This window comes from uncultured Pseudophaeobacter sp., assembly GCA_905479575.1.
Lineage (GTDB): Bacteria > Pseudomonadota > Alphaproteobacteria > Rhodobacterales > Rhodobacteraceae > Pseudophaeobacter.
Map to the genome: position 1 here is coordinate 47,822 of CAJQNB010000008.1, position 21,586 is coordinate 69,407.

The 21,586-nt window shown below is 60.7% G+C and carries 18 protein-coding genes; 7 read left to right on the forward strand and 11 right to left on the reverse strand.

Annotated elements, in window-relative coordinates; translation table 11 throughout:
* Positions 1 to 38: 38 nt before the first annotated feature.
* The 4 genes from QZ268_RS03545 to QZ268_RS03560 form a co-directional block, all read right to left on the reverse strand.
* A complete protein-coding gene (locus tag QZ268_RS03545) occupies positions 39 to 1,505 on the reverse strand; it encodes an aldehyde dehydrogenase family protein (RefSeq protein ID WP_295448123.1) in 1,467 nt (488 codons plus the stop codon).
* Positions 1,388 to 3,007: a tripartite tricarboxylate transporter permease gene (locus QZ268_RS03550; protein ID WP_295448068.1), complete on the reverse strand. Its 1,620-nt coding sequence runs from the start codon at positions 3,005 to 3,007 to the stop codon at positions 1,388 to 1,390. The genes QZ268_RS03545 and QZ268_RS03550 overlap by 118 nt, the downstream gene beginning before the upstream one ends.
* 15 nt (positions 3,008 to 3,022) lie before the next feature.
* Positions 3,023 to 3,553: a tripartite tricarboxylate transporter TctB family protein gene (locus tag QZ268_RS03555; RefSeq protein ID WP_295448071.1), complete on the reverse strand. Its 531-nt coding sequence runs from the start codon at positions 3,551 to 3,553 to the stop codon at positions 3,023 to 3,025.
* A 69-nt stretch (positions 3,554 to 3,622) separates the two neighbouring features.
* Positions 3,623 to 4,567, reverse strand: coding sequence for a tripartite tricarboxylate transporter substrate binding protein (locus QZ268_RS03560; RefSeq protein WP_295448074.1), 945 nt, complete (start codon positions 4,565 to 4,567; stop codon positions 3,623 to 3,625).
* Positions 4,568 to 4,740: 173 nt separating this feature from the next.
* Here QZ268_RS03560 and QZ268_RS03565 point away from each other — a divergent pair, with 173 nt between their 5' ends.
* Positions 4,741 to 5,520, forward strand: a complete 780-nt coding sequence (locus QZ268_RS03565; protein ID WP_295448078.1) for an IclR family transcriptional regulator — start codon at positions 4,741 to 4,743, stop codon at positions 5,518 to 5,520.
* Between the two features lie 59 nt (positions 5,521 to 5,579).
* Complete coding sequence (locus QZ268_RS03570; protein ID WP_295448081.1) at positions 5,580 to 6,935, forward strand: aspartate aminotransferase family protein; 1,356 nt, start codon at positions 5,580 to 5,582, stop codon at positions 6,933 to 6,935.
* A gap of 198 nt (positions 6,936 to 7,133) precedes the next feature.
* Here the strand turns inward: QZ268_RS03570 and QZ268_RS03575 are convergent, their stop codons facing one another.
* Positions 7,134 to 8,423, reverse strand: coding sequence for a glutamine synthetase family protein (locus QZ268_RS03575; RefSeq protein WP_295448084.1), 1,290 nt, complete (start codon positions 8,421 to 8,423; stop codon positions 7,134 to 7,136).
* A gap of 166 nt (positions 8,424 to 8,589) precedes the next feature.
* Positions 8,590 to 9,849, reverse strand: a complete 1,260-nt coding sequence (locus QZ268_RS03580; RefSeq protein ID WP_295448088.1) for a cytochrome P450 — start codon at positions 9,847 to 9,849, stop codon at positions 8,590 to 8,592.
* A 79-nt stretch (positions 9,850 to 9,928) separates the two neighbouring features.
* On the opposite strand from QZ268_RS03580, the gene QZ268_RS03585 reads away from it, so the two are divergent.
* Positions 9,929 to 10,633, forward strand: coding sequence for a type 1 glutamine amidotransferase (locus QZ268_RS03585; protein WP_295448091.1), 705 nt, complete (start codon positions 9,929 to 9,931; stop codon positions 10,631 to 10,633).
* Positions 10,634 to 10,718: 85 nt separating this feature from the next.
* Here the strand turns inward: QZ268_RS03585 and QZ268_RS03590 are convergent, their stop codons facing one another.
* The 5 genes from QZ268_RS03590 to QZ268_RS03610 all read right to left on the reverse strand — a co-directional run bounded on the left by QZ268_RS03590 (position 10,719) and on the right by QZ268_RS03610 (position 18,153).
* Positions 10,719 to 11,369: a GntR family transcriptional regulator gene (locus QZ268_RS03590; RefSeq protein ID WP_295448094.1), complete on the reverse strand. Its 651-nt coding sequence runs from the start codon at positions 11,367 to 11,369 to the stop codon at positions 10,719 to 10,721.
* Between the two features lie 134 nt (positions 11,370 to 11,503).
* On the reverse strand, positions 11,504 to 12,640 hold the full coding sequence (locus tag QZ268_RS03595; protein ID WP_295448097.1) for a nitronate monooxygenase: 1,137 nt from the start codon (positions 12,638 to 12,640) through the stop codon (positions 11,504 to 11,506).
* Positions 12,637 to 14,619 (reverse strand): biotin carboxylase N-terminal domain-containing protein, encoded by a 1,983-nt coding sequence (locus QZ268_RS03600; protein WP_295448100.1) that lies wholly within the window; start codon positions 14,617 to 14,619, stop codon positions 12,637 to 12,639. Before QZ268_RS03600 ends, QZ268_RS03595 begins: the two co-directional genes overlap by 4 nt.
* A 17-nt stretch (positions 14,620 to 14,636) precedes the next feature.
* The gene (locus tag QZ268_RS03605; protein WP_295448103.1) at positions 14,637 to 16,313 is read right to left on the reverse strand and encodes a carboxyl transferase domain-containing protein; all 1,677 of its coding nucleotides are present in this window, start codon (positions 16,311 to 16,313) and stop codon (positions 14,637 to 14,639) included.
* 34 nt (positions 16,314 to 16,347) lie between these two features.
* Positions 16,348 to 18,153 carry an acyclic terpene utilization AtuA family protein gene (locus QZ268_RS03610; RefSeq protein ID WP_295448105.1) on the reverse strand — a complete coding sequence of 602 codons (1,806 nt, stop codon included), beginning with the start codon at positions 18,151 to 18,153 and terminating at the stop codon, positions 16,348 to 16,350.
* 279 nt (positions 18,154 to 18,432) lie between these two features.
* On the opposite strand from QZ268_RS03610, the gene pcaF reads away from it, so the two are divergent.
* From pcaF to paaC, 4 genes are all read left to right on the forward strand, one after another.
* Complete coding sequence (pcaF, locus tag QZ268_RS03615) at positions 18,433 to 19,638, forward strand: 3-oxoadipyl-CoA thiolase (protein ID WP_295448108.1); 1,206 nt, start codon at positions 18,433 to 18,435, stop codon at positions 19,636 to 19,638.
* Between the two features lie 32 nt (positions 19,639 to 19,670).
* Positions 19,671 to 20,663, forward strand: coding sequence for a 1,2-phenylacetyl-CoA epoxidase subunit PaaA (gene paaA, locus QZ268_RS03620; RefSeq protein ID WP_295448111.1), 993 nt, complete (start codon positions 19,671 to 19,673; stop codon positions 20,661 to 20,663).
* Between the two features lie 4 nt (positions 20,664 to 20,667).
* Complete coding sequence (gene paaB / locus QZ268_RS03625) at positions 20,668 to 21,012, forward strand: 1,2-phenylacetyl-CoA epoxidase subunit PaaB (RefSeq protein ID WP_295448114.1); 345 nt, start codon at positions 20,668 to 20,670, stop codon at positions 21,010 to 21,012.
* A 29-nt stretch (positions 21,013 to 21,041) separates the two neighbouring features.
* Positions 21,042 to 21,586: 1,2-phenylacetyl-CoA epoxidase subunit PaaC (paaC, locus tag QZ268_RS03630; protein WP_295448126.1), on the forward strand; the 545-nt coding region annotated here is incomplete at its 3' end.

The following is a 21,586-nucleotide window of genomic DNA, read 5'->3' on the forward strand; positions in this document are numbered from 1 at the left end:
CACAGGTTTTGCACTGCAAAACCTGTTCACAACATCCCTCACAACTGAATCCAGGCCGTCTTCAGATCGACATATTTATCAAGCGCATGCAGGGATTTGTCATGGCCATTGCCAGATTGCCCAACACCGCCCAAAGGCACCGTATTATCCGCCCCCCCATAGGTGTTCACATGCACAACCCCGGCCTGGATAGCCGCGACCATACGATGGGCCCGCGACAGATCCGCAGTCCAGACCCCAGCGGCGAGGCCAAAATCCGTGGCATTTGCCAGGCTCACGGCCTCGGCCTCGGTCTCAAACTTTGTGACCGACAATACCGGGCCAAAAACCTCGCGCTGGAACAGGGCATGATCGCGTGCCACATGAGTGACGATGGTTGGCGCCATATAGCTGCCGCCGGTCTCTGCCAGAATGCGCGCGCCTCCGGTGATCACCTGACCGCCCTCCGCGCGGGCCATATCCATAAAGGACAGGTTGCGCCGCAGCTGTTCTTCCGAGTTCACCGCGCCGATCTGATTGCCCAGATCCAGTGGATCGCCTACCCGCAGGGCCTCGGCCTCGGCCTTTAGCAGGGCGACAAACTCATCATGTACCGAGGCCTCAACCAGCAGACGTGATCCCGCCACACAGACCTGGCCAGAGTTGCGGAAAATTCCCATGGCGGAAACCCGGGCCGCCTTTTGCAAATCCGGCGCGTCGCCAAAGACGATATTGGGGGATTTCCCGCCCAGTTCCAAATAGCAGCGTTTCAGATTGGACCGCGCCGAGGCCTCCAGCAGTTTGCGCCCGGTGCCGCCCGATCCGGTAAAGGTCAGCACATCCACGCCCATGGACATCGCCAAGGCGGCGCCGGTCTCGGCGCCGCTGCCTGTGACCACGTTGAACACCCCATCCGGCAGGCCACACTCGACGCAGATCTGCGCCAGGCGCAACAGCGTCAACGAGGCTGTTTCCGCTGGTTTCAGCACCACCGAATTGCCCATGGCCAAAGCCGGTGCCAGCTTCCAGGCGCCAATCATCAGCGGAAAGTTCCAGGGCACAATGGCACCGACCACCCCGACAGGCGTGCGATGCACCAGCCCCAGCACATCCGGCTGCGTCGGTGCCACCTCGCCCGCAACCTTATCCAGGGCTTCGGCGTAATAGCGAAAGGTGCCGGCCGCCGAACCTGGTTCGGCCTTCAGCGCCATGTTGAATTCGGTGCCATTGTCGCGCACACCCAGCACCGCCAGTTCCACCGCTTCGGCCTCGATGCGGTCAGCGATGCGGTGCAACACTTTCTTGCGTGCGGCGGGGGACTGCCCCGCCCAACGGCCATCGTCATAGGCCCGCCGCGCCGAAGCGACAGCGCGTTCAACATCTGTTGCAGAGGCGCCCTCAAGCGTGGTTAGAACAGCCCCTTCAATCGGCGAAGTAACTTCGAGTGGCGTCCCCGAACCTCTTTCCCACGATCCTTCAAGAAAGAGTTTTTGCGGCGCGACATCAGCTTTCCGAAGCTGGTGGATGCGGTCTTGTTCTGCCATTCGGCCTCCTTCAGTTCTTTGCGATCGCGCCAGACGCGCAGGATATGACTCGCCAGAACCAAGATGATGATGATGAAAAGAATGAACGATATCGGTCGGTCGATGAAATCCAGCAGCTCCTTGACCCGGGCCATACCCGAACGCAGCTTGACCTCCATAATGCCACCCAGAACCATGCCTAGGATGATCGGCACCGCCGGTAGGGACAGGCGTTTGAGGATAAAGCCAAAGAGACCAAAGCCCGCCGCGATCAGGCAATCGGTGGCGGAATTGCGCAGCGAATACACCCCCACAAAGCTCAGCGTCAGGATGCAGACGCCCAGAAAGCGATTGGGGATCTTCACCACCTGCACCAAGGCGCGAGTGGCAAAGAGCAGAAAGCCAAGAACCAGCACATTAAGGATCAGCAACGCCAAATACAGCGCCACGACAAAATCCATGTCGTTTTGAAACAGCCCCGGCCCCGGCACCACGTTATGCACGTAAAAAACGCTCAGCATCATCGCTGTCAGCGCCTCGCCGGGAATGCCCAGGGCCAAAAGAGGCACCATCGCGGCGGCGGGCACGGCGTTATTGGCGGTCTCGGCAGCGATCAGCCCCTCAGAGGAGCCCTTGCCAAAATCCTGCGGCCGTTTTGATGACTTTTGCGCATAGGTGTAGGACATGAATTGAGCGGTGAATTCACCAACCCCGGGGATCATTCCCATCAAAACGCCAAAGCTGGCTGAAACGGCGGTGACCCGAGGATGCCGCGCCAGCTCGCGCAGCCCTTGAAACATGCCGCCGCGCAGCTTGGTGATATGAACCTTTTCGTCCTCATCCATCAGCAACACAAAGGCCTGGCTCAGCGCAAACAACCCCAGAACCACCACGATCAGGTTCACGCCGCTGCCCAAGAAATTCTGATCAAAGGTGTAGCGTTGGGTGTATTTTACCGGCTCCATGCCGATGGTGTTGAGAAAAATCCCCAGACAGGCCAGTGCACCTGCGATCAGCGCCTGGCCCCGATGGGCCACCACCACCAGGATCAACCCCAGCAGGGCCGCCAAAAAGATCTCGCGGCTGCCAAACATCGGCGCCACCTTGGCCAGCAGCGGCGCAAACAAGATCAGACAGATCACCGAGAAGACACCGCCAAAAAAGCTGGCAGAATAAGCCAGGCTCAGCGCCCGACGCGGCTCACCGCGTGCGGTCATCGGATAGCCATCATAGGTGGTCAGCGCATTCACTGCAGTGCCCGGTGTATTGATCAGGATCGCCGGGATGGCACCGCCATACATCGAGGAGCCATAGATCCCCAACAGTACTGTCAGGCCCACAATTGGATCCATAGAAAAGGTCGCCGGCAGCAGGATGGCGATGGCCACCGCCGGGCCAACGCCGGGGATGGCGCCAATCAGCACCCCACCAACCGAGCCCGCAAGCAGCGCCAGCGCCACGTCCCAGCGCATCAGGATTTCGATTGCAGAGAGGATAAGATCCATCAAAAACCCCGAGGACTAGAAATAGAGAATAAAGAAGTTGCGCAGGGCCCCGGGCAGATACTCATAGAGCAGTGCACCAGGGATCCGGACAGACAAGACGCCCTTGAACAGCAGCACAACTGCCAGGGCAAAGCCGAGACTAATTCCCATCATGAACCGACTGCGATAGCCCATACGGCGCGCCAGCAACGGGACAAAAATCAGGGTTACGGGCAGATAGCCAATGATGGGAACCAAAAGCACATAGCCCATAAACCAGAGCGCATATTCCGCGCTGCGCCCCCATTGCCGCGTCTCCCACAGGTCATAGCGCGAGGCCCGCCGCCAGGGCAGATGGTAAAAATGCAAACCCCCAAGCAGCACCATTCCGCCCAGGCTCACGGCTGGCCAGAACCGGGGCTGGGCAAAGAGTTTGGCCTTTTTGACCCAGGTGGTCTGTTCACCAATCAGCGCCAAAAGCAGCACCGAGAGGGTAAGAAACACAAGGGCAAATACCAGCTGCCCGCGCCGGGGGCCGACAAAGCGGCGTTCTCGTTCCGTGGTCATTGGGAGGATCTTTTTCGCGCTGAAACGGGAACCGGGGCCAGTTCTGGCCCCGGCAAAAGGTGCGGAGTATTACTCTAGGATCGAGCCGATTTTTGCCATGGTGGCAATGTCAGTCGCCACGCGGGCGGCGCTGTCGGGGGCGCTTTGCCAATAGACCAGCGCTCCGGTTTCCGCTGCCACGGCCTGCGCCCGTTCGCTCATCATGGTTTTCTGCGCCACGGCAATGATTTTTTCGCGCACATCCTGCGGCGTGTCCTTGGTGACAAACAGACCGTTCCACAGGGCAATGTTGAGGCCTGCGTCCAGCTCACCAATGGCGGGCGCGTCGGGCACCAGCGGGATACGTTCATCGGTGATTGAGACCAGAACCTTGACCTGATCCAGGCAGGGCAGGATCAGCTGCAGGGTGGTGTTGATCACATCCGCATCGCCAGAGGCCAGGGTATTGCAGTCCAACGCATCAAAAGCCGCATCCGAGCCCCACTCAAAGCCTGCGTTCTTGGCAAAGGCTTTGGTTACCTGCGTCGGCGTCAGCACATCGCCAAAATGGCCCAGGGCCACGTCGTTGTCCTTGGCATAGGCGGCCAGCTCTTCCATCGAAGAATAGGGCGCATCCGCCGAGGTGGCGATGACAAAGGGATAGGTGAGGAAGATCCCCAGCGGGTCGAACTTTTCCGGGGTCAGCGGCGGGATATCAATCTGATGACCCATCACCGGCACGCCGATCACAAAAGAGCCAACCGTGTAGCCATCCGCAGGCGCATTGGCCACTTCGATTGCGCCTGGGAAGGGGCCACCGCCACCGCCGGGTTTGTTCACCACAGCAGCAGCCACACCGTATTCGGCCTGAAAATCATCTGCGATCATGCGGGTCAGCACATCCTCCAGATCACCAGGAGGCCAGGGCACAATAAAGCTTACAGGTTTTTCTGGATATTCAGCCTGCGCAGCCACAGCGCTGAGGCCAAGAGCGGCAGCAACAGCGGCGCCTTTCACGAGATGGGTCAGTTTCATTTCAGTCTCCCGGTTGGTGCTGAGGTTTCAGCAAGATTGGTTCATTATTTGAACCGTTGGTTTGAATTTAGATTGACAGGCCGCTTGCTTATCTGTCAACAAAATATCAACGCAGGAGTTTTCTTTTCCAAACTCTCGCCGCGCAATTGGCCAAACGGAGCTCGGACCGGCATATGGGAACTGTCAGCAAAGCCCTTTCATTGTTAAGTTTTTTCGCCCCCGACCGAACCGAAATCGGCCTGAGCGACCTCACTCGCCTCTCGGGCATCAACAAGGCGACAGCCTATCGCCTTATGGGTGAGCTGCAAGAATCGGGCTTTGTGGAACAGGGGGAAAACGATCGCGCCTATCGGCTGGGGCCACAGGTTTTGCACCTGGCAGCGCTGCGCGAAGCCTCAACCCCGATCCTATCGGTGTCCCGCCGTGTCCTGCGCGAGCTGAGCGATGAAACCGGCGAGACGACCCATGTGTCCTTGGGGCATGAAACCTGGGTGCAGACCCTCAGCCATGCCTATTCGCCGCGCCATGCCACCAAGGTCACCATGGATGACGCCCAGACCGTGACCTATCATGCTACCAGCTCTGGCCTCGCGATCCTGGCCTATGCCGATCCGGACTTTGTCGAACAGGTGCTGGCGCAGCCGCTGAAAGTGCATACCAGCAAGACGCTGGTCGATCCTGATGAGATCCGCGCCAAACTGACCCAGATCCGCGAGACTGGCATTGCAGACACCCTGGGCAGCTTTGAGCTGGAAGTGCACTCCCATGCGGTGCCGATCTTTGGTGCAGACCATAAGGCGCTCGGGGCGCTTGCCGTGGCCGCCCCTGCCTCACGGATGTCTCCGCAACAACAGGATACTATTCGCACCGCCCTGCGCAGGGCCGGGGCCTCCCTCACCCATCGCATCGGAGGCAGCCCTCCCGCTGATTATCCGCAGGATGCGGCTCTGTAACCACTGCCCTTTTTCAAGATATCCCGGTCCCCCGCTGGACCCGATCAGGAGTTTAGCCAATGAAAGATTCCAATTTCCTCAAGGAACATAACGCCAAATCGCTGTGGCATCCCATGGCGCATCCCGCCGATAGCCTGGCCAACCCGCCCACCATCATCACCGGCGCCTCCGGCGTGCGGATCAGCGATGTGGATGGTCACGAAGTGATTGATGCCGTGGGCGGGCTGTGGAACGTCAACCTTGGGTTTTCCTGTCAGCCAGTCAAAGACGCCATTGCCGCCCAGCTGGATGTGCTGCCCTATTATTCCACCTTTCGCGGCACCAGTAATGATCAGGTGATCCAGCTGGCCGAGGTGCTGAAGGATTTTTTCGCGGCGGACGGGCTGACCCGTGCCTTTTTCACCTCTGGCGGTTCAGATTCGGTGGAAACCGCCCTGCGGCTGGCACGGCAGTATCACAAAATCCGGGGCGAGGCTGGGCGGACCAAATTCCTCAGCCTGAAAAAAGGCTACCATGGCACCCACATGGGCGGGGCTTCGGTCAACGGCAATGCCAATTTCCGTACCCAGTATGAACCACTGCTGCCAGGCTGCTACCATATCCCGGCCCCCTATACCTATCGCAATCCCTTTCATGAAAGCGACCCCGCAAAGCTGGCACAGCTCTGCCTGCAGGCCCTGGAAGACGAGATCGCCTTTCAGGGGGCAGGCACCATCGCGGCCTTTATCATGGAGCCGATCCTGGGCGCTGGCGGAGTGATCCCGCCCCATGAAAGCTTCATGCCTGGGGTGCGCGAGATCTGCAGCAAGCACGGCATCCTGCTGATTGCGGATGAGGTCATCACCGCCTTTGGTCGCACAGGCTCTTGGACCGGGTCGCGGCATTGGGGGGTGCAGCCTGATTTCATGTGCACCGCCAAGGCCATCACCAATGGCTACTTTCCCTTTGGTGCAGTGATGATCGCGGATGCGGTGGCAGAGGTGTTTGAGCAGGACAAAACCGGGCGCGCGGCCATTGGCCATGGCTACACCTATTCCGGCCACCCGGTCGGCGCCGCCGCCGCGCTTGCTTGTTTGGAGGAAACCCTGCGCCTGAATGTGGCCGAGAACGCAGCGGCCCGTGGCCAGGAGTTGCATCAGGGGCTGCTCGCTCTGCAAGAGAAACACACGCTGATCGGCGATGTCCGTGGCGGCCATGGTTTGATGTGCGCCATGGAGCTGGTGGCAGATCGCGCCAGTAAGAGCCCAATCGATAAACAGACCACTGCCACCCTGCAAGAGGTGACCTACCAGAACGGTGCAATGGTGCGCGTTTCCGGCCCCAATATCATCCTCTCGCCCCCGCTGGTTCTCACCGCACAAGACGTCCAGGGCATCCTTTCCGCCCTGGACGCAGGCTTTTCGGCGGTGCGCTAACGCAGACACAAGCGCCGCCGCAGCCGACCATAGGTCGGCTGCCACCAGATACCATGGCGGGCCCGAAGCATATGCTTCGGGCCCGCTGCTTCTCGTAGCGCCGCTACCGCGGCGCGGCTGTTCTATATGGTGAGCTAGGCTGCTTTTGCAAAAGCAGCCCTGCCATCAAGCCCGGTCTCGTCCGTGCCGTACAAAGCGCTAGACAAAGTGAACGTAGAAGTCCCGCATCCCGTCGCCTTCAAGGTCCCGGGTTTTGCGAACTTCTTTGCGCTTCATAAAGACATGGTTCGCGACCAGCTCGGCGCCAACGGCCTCTGCCAGCACCGTATCACGTTCCAGATCATTCACCGCGCCTTTCAGGTCAATCGCTGTCCCCTCCCGCGCATCGGTGCGGTCAAAGCCATCGCCCGTCTCCATCGGCGGCAATTCATAGCCCTTCTCCACCCCAAGCAATGAGGCCTGCATAACTGCTGCTACCGAAGTGTAAGGATTGGAGGAGGCATCCGCCATCCGGTGCTCCAAGCGCGCCTTGGCGCCTCCCTCTGAGCTGATCCGCGTGGTCACATTGCGATGATCGCCGCCCCAGTTCTGCCAATAGCCCGACAGCGATCCCGGCTGCAGCCGCATATAGCTGTTCGCGGTGGGCGCAATCAGCCCGGCCAGGCCTTTGTGATGCTGCAAGACCCCCGCCAGACAGCCCCGCGCCAGGTCATTCATATGCTCCGGCCCGCCCCGTGGCCCAGACGAGAGCGCATTGCCCCCGGCCTCATCCACAAAGGAAAAGTTAATATGCATGCCAGATCCGCCCGCCTCGGCCACCGGCTTGGGCATGAAGGTCAGCACAATGCCATATTCCAGCGCAATCTCCCGCGCCATCAGGCGGAACAAGACAATATCATCCACCGCCTTCACCGCATCATCAAAGGTCAGCGTGTATTCAAACTGCGGCGAGTCGAACTCTGCCGTGATCATATCCAGCGAAAATCCCATTTCATCCGCCATCGCCCAGATCCGGTCATTGAACCGCAAGGGATCCGCAAAAGGCCCGGTGCCATAGACCACGCCACCAGGCGCATCATAGGGCATCAACCGGCCCCGATCATCCGCCTGCAGCGCATAGGCTTCCAGCTCGATCCCCACCTTCGGGGTCAAGCCCCGCGCCTTCCAGGCCGAAACCGCGCGTTTCAGTGCCCCCCGCGGGCACAGCGACAAAGGCACGCCCTCGACATCAAAGAGGTCGCCCAGAACCACTTTGGTCGAGGCATGCCAGCTGTCGCGAATATCGTCATGCTGCCAGCGCAGCTCCATATCCGGCATCCCCTGCTTGACCAGGGATCCCGGCGCATCCAGCAAATCGCGATCATAATGGGTGCCAAAGACAGAGCGGCAAAACCGGGTGTCCCCATCGCCAATCTTGGAATTGGGCAGGTACTTCCCCCGCATGATGCTGAGGTGGTCGCAAAACATCGCACGCAAGCGGGTCTTCATGAGGGGAATCCTTCCGGGTTGGAGACGTCAAATTGGGTTGGTCGCGCCTGTTCTGCCGCAGCGCTTGCCAGATATTTACTTAACATATTTAGCGCCTAACAGGGACCCATTTTTGCCTGAGCTCCGCAAAAAGACACCCTGGGATAAACGCAAGATCAGCACAGGATCAGCGCCGGGTGACGCACACCGGCAGCTCCTTGATGCCGCCAACAAAATTCGACCGCAGGAATTTCTGCGGCCCATTGGCTTCGATATGGCTGATCCGCTTTGCCAGCTCCTGAAACAGCACCGTGACCTCCAACCGGGCCAGCCACATGCCCAGGCAAACATGGGGGCCAAACTGGCCAAAGGACAGATGGCGATTGGGGCTGCGCATCAGGTTCACCCGAAGGGGATCGTCAAAATAGCTCTCATCGCGATTGGCCGAGATGAACCAGTAAAGCACCTTGTCACCCTCCCGGATCAGCTTGTCATGCATCTCGACATCCCGCGTCGCAGTGCGCCGAAAATACAGCGCAGGCGTGGCCCAGCGGATGATCTCATCCGCTGCAGTCTCCCAAACCGCGCCCCCCGCCTGCATTTGCGCCAACAGCTCAGGCTGATGGCACAGGGCCTGAATCCCTGCCGCAATAGAGTAACGGGTGGTATCATTGCCCGCCGCCACCAATAGGCAAAAGAAATTACGGAACTCGGTCTCGGTTATGGTGGAGCCATCCTTGGCGGGCTGCAAAATCATATTGAGCACCCCTGCGGTATCCCCCGCCTTTGCCTTTGCCGCCATCAGCTCCTTGGCGTAGACGTACAGCTCCGCCCCGGCGGGCGAGTTAAACGGCATCATCCGGTATTCATCCGTTTGCAGCTTATCCATCACATGGGCGGTGAAATCGGGGTCGGTATTGGCAATCAGAGCATCGCCCTTTTCCACCAGCCAGGGCAGATCCGCCTCTGGCAGGCCCACGACGCGGCCAAGCATCCGCATCGGCAATTGCCGGGCGATGTCCTTTGTGGCGTCAAAGCTGCCCTGCTCCAGAACCGGGTCCAGGATCTCGGCGCAGATATCGCGGATTTCCTGCTCATACTGCGCCATCGAGGTCTTGGAAAAGGCCTTCATCAGCTTCATCCGCACCTTGGAATGCTCCGGCGGATCGGTCTCCTGAAAGGTGCGTCGCGCCAGATACTCCTCATAGCTCTGGTCTTCCATGCGGATGCCCCGCGCCGAAGAGAACACCTCAGTGTTCTTGTTCATCTGGGTGATGTCCTCGTAGCGGGTGACCGACCAAAAATCCTCGCCGCCGGCATAGGCGGTCCAATGCAGCGGATCCTCGCGGCGCAGACGGGCAAAGGTGTTATGCGGCGCCCCATTGGCAAAGGTGTCGTGGCTGCTCAGGTCGGCATAGCCGTCGTCCTGTGGTGTCCAGATGGTCATATTGGGCTTCCCGAATGGCTTCTTTATGTATATTATTTGACATCATAAATATGTAAACATAAAACTCACGAGCCAGAACATGCACTTAGCGATAATGGTCACCAACACAGACAAAAGCAGCTTTGCTGCGCAGCACCCCCTGGACGCTGAGAAATTCACCCGGCTCGTCCATTTGGCGCGACCAGACTGGCAGGCAACAGCCTTTCAGATTCACGAGGGTCAGTTCCCGACGGATCTGGATGCATTTGACGGCGTTTTGATCACCGGCAGCCCGGCGTCGACCCGCAGCGGATTGCCTTGGATCGCCCCATTGCTAGAGCTGATACAACAGATCGAGACAGCGCAACTGCCACTGTTTGGCGCCTGTTTTGGGCATCAGGCCATCGCCCTGGCTCTGGGTGGAAGTGTGGGAAGAAACCCAAATGGCTGGGTCCACGGGCTAATCCCCAACCAGATGCGCGCCCGGCCGACTTGGACGCAGCCGCTGCCCGCAGACTTCAAACTCTATGGGTCACACAGCGAGTGTGTCACACAGCTGCCAGCCCAGGCCCGGGAAAGCGCCACCAGCACCGGGTTGAACGCTGGCTTTTTCATCGGCAATCACATCTGGACCAGCCAACACCACCCGGAAATGAGCCCCGATTTCATCGCCGCGCTCACCCAGGAGATGCGCGATGATCTCGCCCCCGAACACTATGCCCAGGCCCAAAACAGCCTCTCCCAGCCTGCAGATAAGGCCGCCTTTGCCGAAAGCCTGGCGCGGTTCTTTGAACAAGCGCAATAGGCAAAAGCCCAGCCAAACCAGCAAAGGACAGCCTCTGGCCCGCCTTTTATCTTCCTAATACCTCCCGCCGGAGGCTGCCCCGCTTTCAGCCAAGCGCCGCCAGCAAATCCATCACCGTGACCTGATCAAACTGGACATGTTGTATCATCCGCCGTTCTGCCGCGGCCTGATCATGGGCATAGATCAACTCGGCAATTTCGCGGTGCTCTTTTGCCGATTGCGCAATCGAGCCCGGATACCGATAGCGCGCCCGGTAATAGGCCATCAGCTTGCGCGCGTTGGTCTTGATCATCTCAACCAAGAACGGGTTTCCCGCCCCCAGGGCCACGCCTGCATGAAACTGCAGGTTCAGCTGGTAATAGCCATTGGGGTCGCCATCTCCCTTTTCGGCAGCATGGGCTTCACAGGCCTGAACGATCTCTTCCAGCTCTGCGGCCTGGACCGCCGTCATTCGCCGCGCCGCCAGGCCAGCCGCCTGACCTTCCAGATTGGCATGCACTTCCAGGATCGCCAGAAACTCTTCCAATGTGGGCTTGAACAGCACCGCGCCCTTACGCGGCAAACGACGAATAAGCCCCGCAGCCTCCAGCTGGATAAAGACTTCCCGGATCGGCGTGCGAGACACCAGATGACGCGCCGCCAAACCGGCTTCGTCCAGCACATCGCCCGGGTTCAACTGCCCCGCGTCAATATCCGCAAGGATCGCGGTCAATAGCCCTTCACTCTGTCCTGCCACTGCTGCTGCCCTGCCCTCTGTTGTCGACTGATCTGGCTGACCATAGGTTGCAGGTCCAGACAAGGCAACAAAGCCGCCGCAGGGCAATCATTCTGGTAATCGCTCTGGTAATCGTTCTGGCAAAAGGTCTGGCGTCACTCCTCCAACAGGGCTCCAAGGCGCTCATAGGCTGTCAAAAACTCTTCCTTGAACTGCTGCACCACAGCCCCGGCGGACATTGTCTGGTTCATCAGGCCAACCCCCTGCCCGACCCAATAGGTCGCCAGATCCTGCGCCCCGGCGTGGCCGGTTTGCGAGATCTGATCTATCCGGTGCAACGCCGGTTCCGACACCAGGGTCTGCAAGGGCATCGGCAGCGGAGTGGGCGCCGCCTTGCTCTCCCAGGCCTCGGTCCAGGCGCTGACCAACTGGCGCGAGGGCTTACCCGTGCGAGAGCGCGAGCGCACCGTGTCGCGACTGCTGGCCGCCAGCATCTTTTCCTTCACCACCGGGTTGGTTTCTGCCTCTGCGGTCGTCAGCCAGACCGAGCCACACCAGGCCCCCGCTGCGCCCATCGCCATGGCGGCCGCCATCTGGCCCCCGGTGGCAATGCCGCCCGCCGCCAGCACCGGCACGCCGGATCCGGCGATGGCCTGCACCACCTCGGGCACCAGAACCATAGTTGAGACCTCACCGGTGTGGCCACCGGCCCCACCCCCTGCAGCGATGATCACATCTACCCCCGCTGCCACCTGCGCCCGGGCGTGCTGCGCCGTGCCCACCAGGGCGCCAACCGCTACCCCCTGGGCCTTGCCGCGCTCCAGCATATCTTGGGGTGGCAGCCCCAGCGCATTGGCGATCAACGCAATCGGGTGGGAAAAGGCCACATCCAGACTGCGCCGCGCCCCCTCAGCGCTGATGTTTTTACGAAACACCAGCCGGTCGGCCCGTGCGGGCTCCAGATCGCCCGGCTCCAGCCCGTGCTGTTGCAGCAGCGCACTGGCAAAATCCTTATGCCCCTCGGGGACCATGGCCAGAATCTCCGCATCCGAAAGATCCTCGCCCTTGGCCTCAAATTTGTTCGGCACGATAAGGTCAACACCATAGGGTTTACCCTTCACCTGGGCATCAATGCAAGACAGCTCTTCTTCCAGCTCGTCGGGTGACATCATCGCGGCGCCAAACACCCCCATACCGCCCGCATTGGTGACGGCGGCCACCACGTCGCGGCAATGGGAAAAGGCAAAAAGCGGAAACTCAATGCCAAGCCGCTTGCAAAGGTCCGAGTTCATGTTGTGCCCTCCTGTTTCGCGCTATCCTGTTCGATCTGCACCAGCAAATCGCCTGCCTTCACCTGGTTTGGAGCCGTGACTGCGACCTCGCTCACCGTGCCTGCAATCTCGGCCAGGATCTCGTGCTGCATTTTCATCGCCTCCAGCACCGCCAGCCGGGTGCCAATCTCAACCCGGTCGCCAGGGCTGACGCTGAGATCCAGCAGGTTGCCATGCATCGGCGCCCGGGTCGCGCCGCCCCCCGCAGCAGCTGCAGCGCCCTGGTCCGCCAGCACCCGGGTCACCTTCAAAATCCGCGCCCCGGTCGCCAGATAAAGATCATCCCCCACCATCAGATGGCGGCGCAGATCCAGTCGCAGCCCATCCAACCGCAGGCAATCGCCCTGGTGATCCAAATGATGCTCCGCCGCGCCGACCAGCACGCGGATGCCATCACGACCCTGGCGTAGCTGCACCGTCACAGGATCGCCTCCGGCCTCCAGTACCATTCGCGCCTGCAACGCCCCCTGACTGGACCAGCCAAGCAGATCTGCCGGGATGGTGGCCTGTTGAGCCATTGCCGCCTGATCGGCGCGATAGATCAGCCCCGCTGCCAGCGCCAGATCGGCGCTGGTGACCTCGGGCGGCAGAAGTGGATCAAAGTGATCACTGATAAAACCAGTGGTGGCCGCACCGGTGGCAAATTCCCCATGTCCGAGCACATCAATCAGAAAATCACGGTTGCAGGCAGGCCCAAAAATCACCGTATCGCGCAGCGCCGCAATCAAACGCTCCAGCGCCTCGCCGCGGGTGGATCCATGGGCGATGAGTTTGGCCAGCATAGGGTCATAAAAAGCAGAGACCTCCTGCCCGGAGGTAATCCCCGCATCCACTCGGATGCCCGGCCCGCTGGGTGGATGCCAGAGACTGATCCCGCCGGATTGTGGCAAAAACCCCTGGCTGGCGTCTTCGGCGTAGAGCCGCACCTCGATGGCATGGCCGGTCAGTGCCACGTCGTGTTGCGCCAGGCCCAGCGCCTGACCACGCGCCGCGCGGATCTGCAGCGCCACCAGATCGAGCCCCGTGACCATCTCCGTTACCGGGTGTTCCACCTGCAGGCGGGTGTTCATCTCCAGAAAGTAAAAAGCTCCATCGGCATCCAGCAGGAACTCCACCGTTCCGGCCCCCAGATAGCTGACAGCGCGGGCCGCAGCCACCGCAGCCGCACCCATTTCGGCGCGCAGCTCAGGCGTCATCACCGGACAGGGGGCCTCTTCCACCACCTTCTGATGGCGGCGCTGCACCGAGCAGTCGCGCTCGCCCAGGTGGATGGTATTGCCACTGGCATCAGCAAAGATCTGGATCTCCACGTGACGCGGGCGCATCACCGCCTTTTCCAGGATCATCTCATCCGAGCCAAAGGCCGACAGGGCTTCGCTTTTGGCCAGATCCAAAGCCGATGCAAAACCTTCGGGGGCGGTGACCAGCCGCATGCCACGGCCACCGCCCCCTGCCGCCGCCTTGATCATCACCGGATAGCCAATCCCTGCCGCCTCTGCCGCCAGCACAGCCGGTGACTGATCTGGACCCTCATAGCCGGGAACGCAGGGAACCCCTGCTTCGATCATGCGCCGTTTGGCGGCTGCCTTGTTGCCCATCAAAGCAATGGATTCAGCGCCGGGGCCAATAAACGTAAGGCCCGCTGCAGTGCAGGCGCGGGCAAATTCGGCATTCTCCGACAAGAAGCCATAGCCGGGGTGCACCGCCTGCGCGCCTGCCTCCTGTGCCGCGGCCAGAACCTTGGATGCATCCAGATAACTGTCGCCCACCGGACCGGTGCCAATGCAGATGGCGCGATCAGCAAAACCCACATGCGGGCTCCCTGCGTCGGCTTCGGTATACACCGCCACGCAAGTCATCCCCATTGCGCGCGCCGTGCGCATGATACGCAGGGCGATCTCTCCGCGATTGGCCACCAGGATTGAATTAAACTCGGTCATATTCTGCTCCTCTCCCATCAGGCCCGTCCCACGCCAAAGGCATTGGGGTTGAGATCACGGCGGCGCGCCTCCCTGCAGGTGGCAAGACAAAAACCAATCACCGCCCGGCTGTCGCGCGGATCAATCATGCCCATGTCCAACATCCGCCCAGAGGTAAAAAACGCATCCGACTGACTGTCAAAATGCGCCGCGATCCCGGCGCTTTGCTTGGCCAGGCGGGCCTCGTCCACCGGGATGCCCTTGCGCGCAGCGGTGCGCCGCGCCACCTGTTCCATGGTCAGAGCCGCCTGTTCGCCCCCCATCACCCCGGTCATGGCATTGGGCCAGGTGAACAGGAAATCCGCGCCAAAGGCATGACCACACATGCCATAGTTGCCGGCGCCAAAACTGGCCCCGGTATAGAGCGAGATCTTGGGCACCCGCAGGTTGGTCATCGCCTGGATCATCTTGGAGCCATGTTTGATCATGCCCGCGCGCTCATAGGCGGTACCAACCATATAGCCGGTGGTATTGCCCAGAAAGATCACCGGGGTGCCCGCCTGATCCATCACCTGCAGGAAATGCGTTGCCTTGGTGGCACCGTCGGGATCAATGGGGCCGTTATTGCCAAGAATGCCCACGGGCTGGCCCATGATATGCGCCTGCAAGCAGACCAGCGCCGGGCCATAACCCGGTTTGAAATCCCGCAGCCGAGAGCCATCCACCAGCCGCGCGGCCAGCTCGCGCATGTCATAGGGTTTGCGGTAGTCCGCCGGGATGGCCCCGGCCAACTCCTCGCTGTCATATTTGGGCGGATCATAGGCGACGGCGGGGTCGGCGCAGTTTTGCCAGCCCAGACCGGCCACCACATCGCGGGCAATCTCCAGACCATGGGCATCATCCTCGGCGAGGTATTCCACCAGGCCGGTGACCTCTGCGTGCATCTCGGCGCCGCCCAGGTCGGCATCCTCGGCGATTTCTCCGGTTGCGGCCTGCACCAGCGCCGCCCCCGCCAGCATCGCCATACCATTACCCTTGACCCCGATCACATAGTCCGACAGCCCCGGCTGATAGGCGCCGCCAGCAGTCGAGGCCCCGTGCAGAACGGTGATCACCGGATTGCCCGCCGCCGAGAGCCGCGCCAGACCGGCAAACATGCCGCCTCCATGGGCCCAGAGCTCAACCGTGTAGCGGGTCAGATCTGCCCCGGCGCTTTCGACCAGATGCACAAAGGGCAGCTTTTGCTTCAACGCGATATCAATGGCGCCCAGCGCCTTATCCACCGATTTGCCGGTCATTGCCCCGGCATTGATGCCGGCATCATCCACAAAGACCATGCAACGCACACCAGCCACATAGCCAATCCCCAGAATGATCGAGGCCCCGGGGATCGAGATCTCAGGATCCGGGTCGTCCACCAGATAGGAGGCCATGTTGTAGAGCTCAAGAAATGGCAAGCCCGGGTCGAGCAAGGCCGCCAGACGTTCCCGTGGCGACAGCTGGCCGCGTTTATCAAACACCGGGCGACGCTGCTCTGATTTTGCTGCAGCACGGGCTTCCAAGCTGCGCATCCGGTCCACCTGCGCCAACATATCGGCGCGGTTCTGGGCATAGCTGTCGCTGGCGGTATTGATCCTGCTTTGAAAAGCCTTCATCCACATGTCCTCATCGGGTTGATCGTAGAAATCGCAGCCCCAAAGCCGCGACCAGCGCACCAGAGATCCTGCTGCATCTTTTTAATGTGATACATCATTCCCCCCGCAGCCGTGCCAGCAGATCCGCATCGACTGCGATAGGTGCCGCCAGCAGCAGCTGGGCATAGCCCTTGGCCTGCGGGTCATTGCGCAGGGACGAGGTACCGCCACCGCCCAGCGCGCCGTGCAAAAGGATATTCATCGAGGCAGAGCCAGGCAGGTAGAACCGCTCTATCGCCTCCGCCCCGGCCCCTTCCAGGAAATGGCCAAACACCTGGTGCAAATGCGCTGGCGTCAGACCCGCCCAGATCCAGGGCATCAAGGCGGGATCGCGTGCCATCACGCCGATATTGGCGATATCGCCTTTGTCGCCGCTGCGAGCCCAGGCCAGGTCGACCAGGGGCACCTGGACATAGGTTGCCGCCTTCGGGGCCTGCGGCAGGTCCGGCCGCGGTGCCACAGCCACAGCAGGACCTTTGACCTCCGAGCACTGCACCTCACCTGCCTCGTCCAACAGGCGCTGCTGAACCTGCGGCTTGGGGGTAAGGTAGGAGAACAGCGCCAGCACCGGCGAGGGCTTGGGCCGCGCCCCCGCAAAGCCGCTCAACCCCGGCGGTGTTGCCAGACCCAGACCGGTGGCCTCTTTCAGAAACAGGGCCACGGCGCGGGCCTCCTGGTGGCGTACCGCAATCTTGACCGCCACCTCACGCTGGGGGGGCAGGTCGCGCTTGTTGCCAAACTGGCTTTCAGTGCCCAGCAGTTCCACACTGACATCGGTGTAATCCGGCGCCTGCATGCGCTGCAGCGCCGCGCGGCAGCGCTTTAACACCGTATCGGCAAAGAGCTGAGCCTTCTCTTCGGCTTCCAGACCATAGAAGGTGAAAATATGTCCCGAGCGAAAGCCATCGGCCCAGGTCAGGCAGGTCTTGTAACTGTCCGGCACGCCCAGCCCCCGCGCACCTGAGACCAAAACCCGGTCCGGCGCGACCTCCTGCAACACCACCTCAGAGAAATCACAAGCCACATCCGGCAACAGATAGGCCTGTGGATCGCCGATTTCATAGAGCATCTGTTCGCCGACGGTCCCGCGTGAGACCACCCCGCCTGTGCCTTCCGGCTTGCTCACCTCAAAGCTGCCATCCCGGCGGATCTCAGCGATGGGATAGCCGATCTCTGCCAGGTTTTCTGCCACCAAGCGCCAGTCGGTGAAATTGCCACCGGTGGCCTGCGGGCCGCATTCCAGAATATGCCCGGCCAGGCTACCGCCGGCCAAGGCATCCAGATCAGTGGCGGTCCAGCCAAAATGATGAATTGCCGCGCCCAGAGTCACCGCACTGTCGACACAGCGCCCGGTCACCACAATATCGGCGCCGCGATCCAGCGCGGCGGCAATGGGAAAGGCGCCAAGATAGGCGTTGATACTGGCAATCTTGTCCACTGGTGGCAAAGATGTGCCCCGAAACATGTCCCTTGGTGCGGCCTCGACGATCTGCTCTGCCTGGGCCAATAGATCATCGCCGGTGACGACAGCAACCTTTAGCGTGCCCCCCTGCTTTTTGATCTCGGCCTCCAGGGCCGCCGCGCAGGCCTTTGGGTTCATCCCACCAGCGTTAGACACAATTCGCACGCCTTGCCTGGCAATCTCGGCAAGGTTTGGTGCCATAGCAGCGCTGACAAAATCTGTGGCATAGCCCGTCTCGGGGTCTTTGGCCCGCGCCCGCCCCAGGATCGCCATGGTGATTTCGGCAAGGTAGTCATAGACGATAAAATCGAGCCCCGGAGAGGCCAAGAGCTGCGCCGTCGCAACGCTTGAATCTCCCCAGAAACCACTGGCACCACCAATGCGCAAATGCTGTGACATTCTCTCCCCCTTCTGGCAGGCTACAGGACAATACCGACCTGAAAGCCCTGAACAGACCGATCGTTCTGTTTTAATCTGGGCTAAGCATGTCCCTGCCTGCAACCTAAATCTGCCCGTGGCTCTTGACGACGTTAAGTCACTAAGCTCCCGCCAATACGTTACAGGATTACGGATCCATGCGATAAATCGTTACGTTTTACTTGCCACGAATCACCAAGAGGCATAACACCGACCCCACGGTCGGCTTATTTTGCCGATAATTCAGGAGACGCGAACACCATGGATGCATTCATCTGCGATGCCACCCGAACCCCAATTGGCCGCTATGGCGGTGCCTTGTCTCAGGTGCGTACCGATGACTTGGCAGCCTCACCCATTGCGGCCCTTGCGGCGCGCAATCCGCAGGTTGACTGGGCCAGCATTGACGACGTGATCTTTGGCGACGCCAACCAGGCCGGCGAAAGCAACCGCAACGTGGCCCGCATGGCGGCCCTGCTGGCGGGTCTGCCTGTGGATGTGCCCGGCACCACCATCAACCGGCTCTGTGCCTCTGGAATGGACGCCGTGGGAATGGCCTCACGGGGGATCCGCGCGGGTGACTATGACATGGCCATCGCTGGCGGTGTCGAAAGCATGAGCCGCGCGCCTTTTGTAATGCCCAAGGCGACTTCGGCTTTTACCCGCGCCAATGCGGTCTATGACACCACCATCGGCTGGCGTTTTTTGAACCCCAAGATGAAGGCGCAATACGGTAGCGATTCGATGCCCCAAACCGCAGATAATGTGGCAACAGACCACGACATTGACCGCGCTGCACAAGATGCCTTTGCCGCGCGCTCTCAGGAACGTTGGGCAGCGGCGGATGCGGCTGGTGTGTTTGCGGATGAAATCACCCCCGTCACGATCCCCCAACGCAAGGGCGATCCGCTGATTGTAGACCGCGACGAACACCCGCGCCCCGGCACCACCGCTGAAAAACTGGGCAAGCTGCGTGGCATCAATGGCCCTGACTTGACAGTCACGGCGGGCAATGCGTCCGGCGTAAACGACGGTGCGGCGGCGATGCTCATCGCCTCCGAGGAGGCCTCTTCGCGATTCGGCCTGACGCCGATTGCCCGCGTGGTCGCCATGTCTGCTGCCGGCGTCGAGCCACGCGTGATGGGCATCGGCCCCATCCCTGCTTGTCGAAAGGTCTTGGCGCGGGCCGGACTGACCATTGATCAGATGGATGTGATGGAATTGAACGAAGCCTTCGCTGCCCAAGGCATCGCCACGCTGCGTGCATTGGGGGTGCCGGACGACGCGCCACATGTAAACGCCAACGGCGGGGCCATCGCCATCGGCCACCCACTGGGCATGTCAGGCGCGCGGTTGGTGATGACGGCGGCGCTGCAACTGAAACGAACTCAAGGCCGCTATGCGCTGTGCACGATGTGTGTCGGCGTTGGCCAAGGCGTCGCACTGATCCTGGAGCGCGCGACCTAAATGCTGCTGATACTTGAAAGGACCTGAGACGCATGTACGCACAGATGATCAAGTCTACTGGCCAGGGCGTAAAATCCCTGGATGAGATGGAACCTGAGGAGCGCGCCTTTCAGGAGCGGATCAATGCAGGTGGCAAGATTGAACCAAAGGACTGGATGCCCGAGGGGTATCGCAAGAACCTGATCCGCCAGATCGGCCAGCATGCCCATTCGGAGATCGTCGGCCAACTGCCAGAAGGCAACTGGATCACCCGCGCACCCACGTTGGAACGCAAGGCGATCCTACTGGCGAAAGTGCAGGATGAGGCGGGCCATGGCCTGTATCTTTACTGCGCCGCTGAAACCCTTGGTGTCAGCCGCGATCAGATGACCCGCGACCTGTTGTCGGGCAAGATGAAATACTCCTCCATCTTCAACTATCCGACCTTGACATGGGCGGACATGGGCGCGGTGGGGTGGCTGGTCGATGGTGCAGCGATTATGAATCAGGTGCCCTTGCAGCGCACGTCATACGGCCCCTACGCCCGCGCGATGGTCCGCATTTGCAAAGAGGAATCATTCCACCAGCGGCAGGGTTTCGACATCATGATGAAGATGGCAAATGGCACCCCTGCCCAACACAATATGGCACAGGATGCGCTGAACCGTTTCTGGTATCCCTCGCTGATGATGTTCGGCCCCTCAGACGCAGACTCAGTGCATTCAGCGCAAAGCATGGCGTGGAAGATCAAGATGAATTCCAACGACGAACTGCGCCAGAAGTTCGTCGATCAGACCGCCCCGCAGGCCGCCTACCTTGGCCTGACGGTCCCGGATGACAAGCTGAAGTTGAACGAAGAAACCGGGCATTACGATTTCTCGGAACCCGACTGGAATGAGTTTTTCGACGTGCTGCGCGGCAATGGCCCCTGCAACACAGAACGCCTTGAGGCGCGCAACAAAGCTTGGGACGAAGGGCGTTGGGTGCGCGAAGGTCTGCTCGCCCACGCCGAAAAGAAACGCGCAGCCAAGATAGCAGCGGAGTGAACCCATGAGCAGCCCGGAATCCAGCCCCTATACCGAAACCGAAGCCGCCCCGCACGGCGCGCCGCGCAAGACCGAATGGCCCCTATGGGAGATTTTCATTCGCGGACAGCACGGGCTAAGCCATCGCCATGTTGGGTCGCTTCATGCCGCAGATGCGGGGATGGCGATCAAGAACGCGCGTGATGTCTACACGCGCCGCAATGAAGGTGTCAGCATCTGGGCTGTCGAGGCGGCGCAGATTGCGGCCTCTTCGCCGGATGAAAAAGGCCCGCTTTATGAGCCGTCGGAAAGCAAGATTTACCGTCACCCGTCATTTTTTGACATTCCCGACGATGCGGGGGCGATGTGAGCGCGGACCTGTTCGAATTTCTGTGCCGGATGGGCGACAACGCCCTGGTTCTGGGCCACAGGGTGTCCGAGTGGTGTGGCGTGGCGCCTGTGATCGAAGAGGATATCGCGTTGGCCAACACCGCGCTTGATCTGATTGGTCAGGCGACGCTTTGGCTGAATTATGCAGCCGAGGTTGAGGGCAAGGGCCGGAGTGCCGATGACCTCGCCATGGGGCGCGATGTCTGGGATTTTCGTAACCTGTTGCTGGTTGAGCAACCCAATGGAGATTTCGGACAAACGATCATGCGGCAATTTCTGTTTGATGCCTGGCATGTCGGTTGTCTTGGCGTCCTGGAACAAAGCAATGATCGGCGCATTGCAGAGATTGCCGGCAAGGCGGTCAAGGAAGCGACGTATCATCTGGAGCGCAGCTCTGACACGGTCATTGGATTGGGCGACGGGACCGACGAAAGCCATCGACGCATGCAGGCAGCACTGGACTTGCTGTGGCCCTATGCAGGTGAGGCGTTTGCGCCCGATGCGGTTGATGCCGTATTGCTGGAAGCCGGCATTGCACCTGATCCGGCCCGCTT

Coding starts and splice junctions, on each gene's coding strand:
- QZ268_RS03550 (WP_295448068.1), bottom strand. CDS start 3,007: ATGGATCTTATCCTCTCTGCAATCGAAATCCTGATGCGCTGGGACGTG.
- QZ268_RS03555 (WP_295448071.1), bottom strand. CDS start 3,553: ATGACCACGGAACGAGAACGCCGCTTTGTCGGCCCCCGGCGCGGGCAG.
- QZ268_RS03560 (WP_295448074.1), bottom strand. CDS start 4,567: ATGAAACTGACCCATCTCGTGAAAGGCGCCGCTGTTGCTGCCGCTCTT.
- QZ268_RS03565 (WP_295448078.1), top strand. CDS start 4,741: ATGGGAACTGTCAGCAAAGCCCTTTCATTGTTAAGTTTTTTCGCCCCC.
- QZ268_RS03570 (WP_295448081.1), top strand. CDS start 5,580: ATGAAAGATTCCAATTTCCTCAAGGAACATAACGCCAAATCGCTGTGG.
- QZ268_RS03575 (WP_295448084.1), bottom strand. CDS start 8,423: ATGAAGACCCGCTTGCGTGCGATGTTTTGCGACCACCTCAGCATCATG.
- QZ268_RS03580 (WP_295448088.1), bottom strand. CDS start 9,849: ATGACCATCTGGACACCACAGGACGACGGCTATGCCGACCTGAGCAGC.
- QZ268_RS03585 (WP_295448091.1), top strand. CDS start 9,929: ATGCACTTAGCGATAATGGTCACCAACACAGACAAAAGCAGCTTTGCT.
- QZ268_RS03595 (WP_295448097.1), bottom strand. CDS start 12,640: ATGAACTCGGACCTTTGCAAGCGGCTTGGCATTGAGTTTCCGCTTTTT.
- QZ268_RS03600 (WP_295448100.1), bottom strand. CDS start 14,619: ATGACCGAGTTTAATTCAATCCTGGTGGCCAATCGCGGAGAGATCGCC.
- QZ268_RS03610 (WP_295448105.1), bottom strand. CDS start 18,153: ATGTCACAGCATTTGCGCATTGGTGGTGCCAGTGGTTTCTGGGGAGAT.
- pcaF (WP_295448108.1), top strand. CDS start 18,433: ATGGATGCATTCATCTGCGATGCCACCCGAACCCCAATTGGCCGCTAT.
- paaA (WP_295448111.1), top strand. CDS start 19,671: ATGTACGCACAGATGATCAAGTCTACTGGCCAGGGCGTAAAATCCCTG.
- paaB (WP_295448114.1), top strand. CDS start 20,668: ATGAGCAGCCCGGAATCCAGCCCCTATACCGAAACCGAAGCCGCCCCG.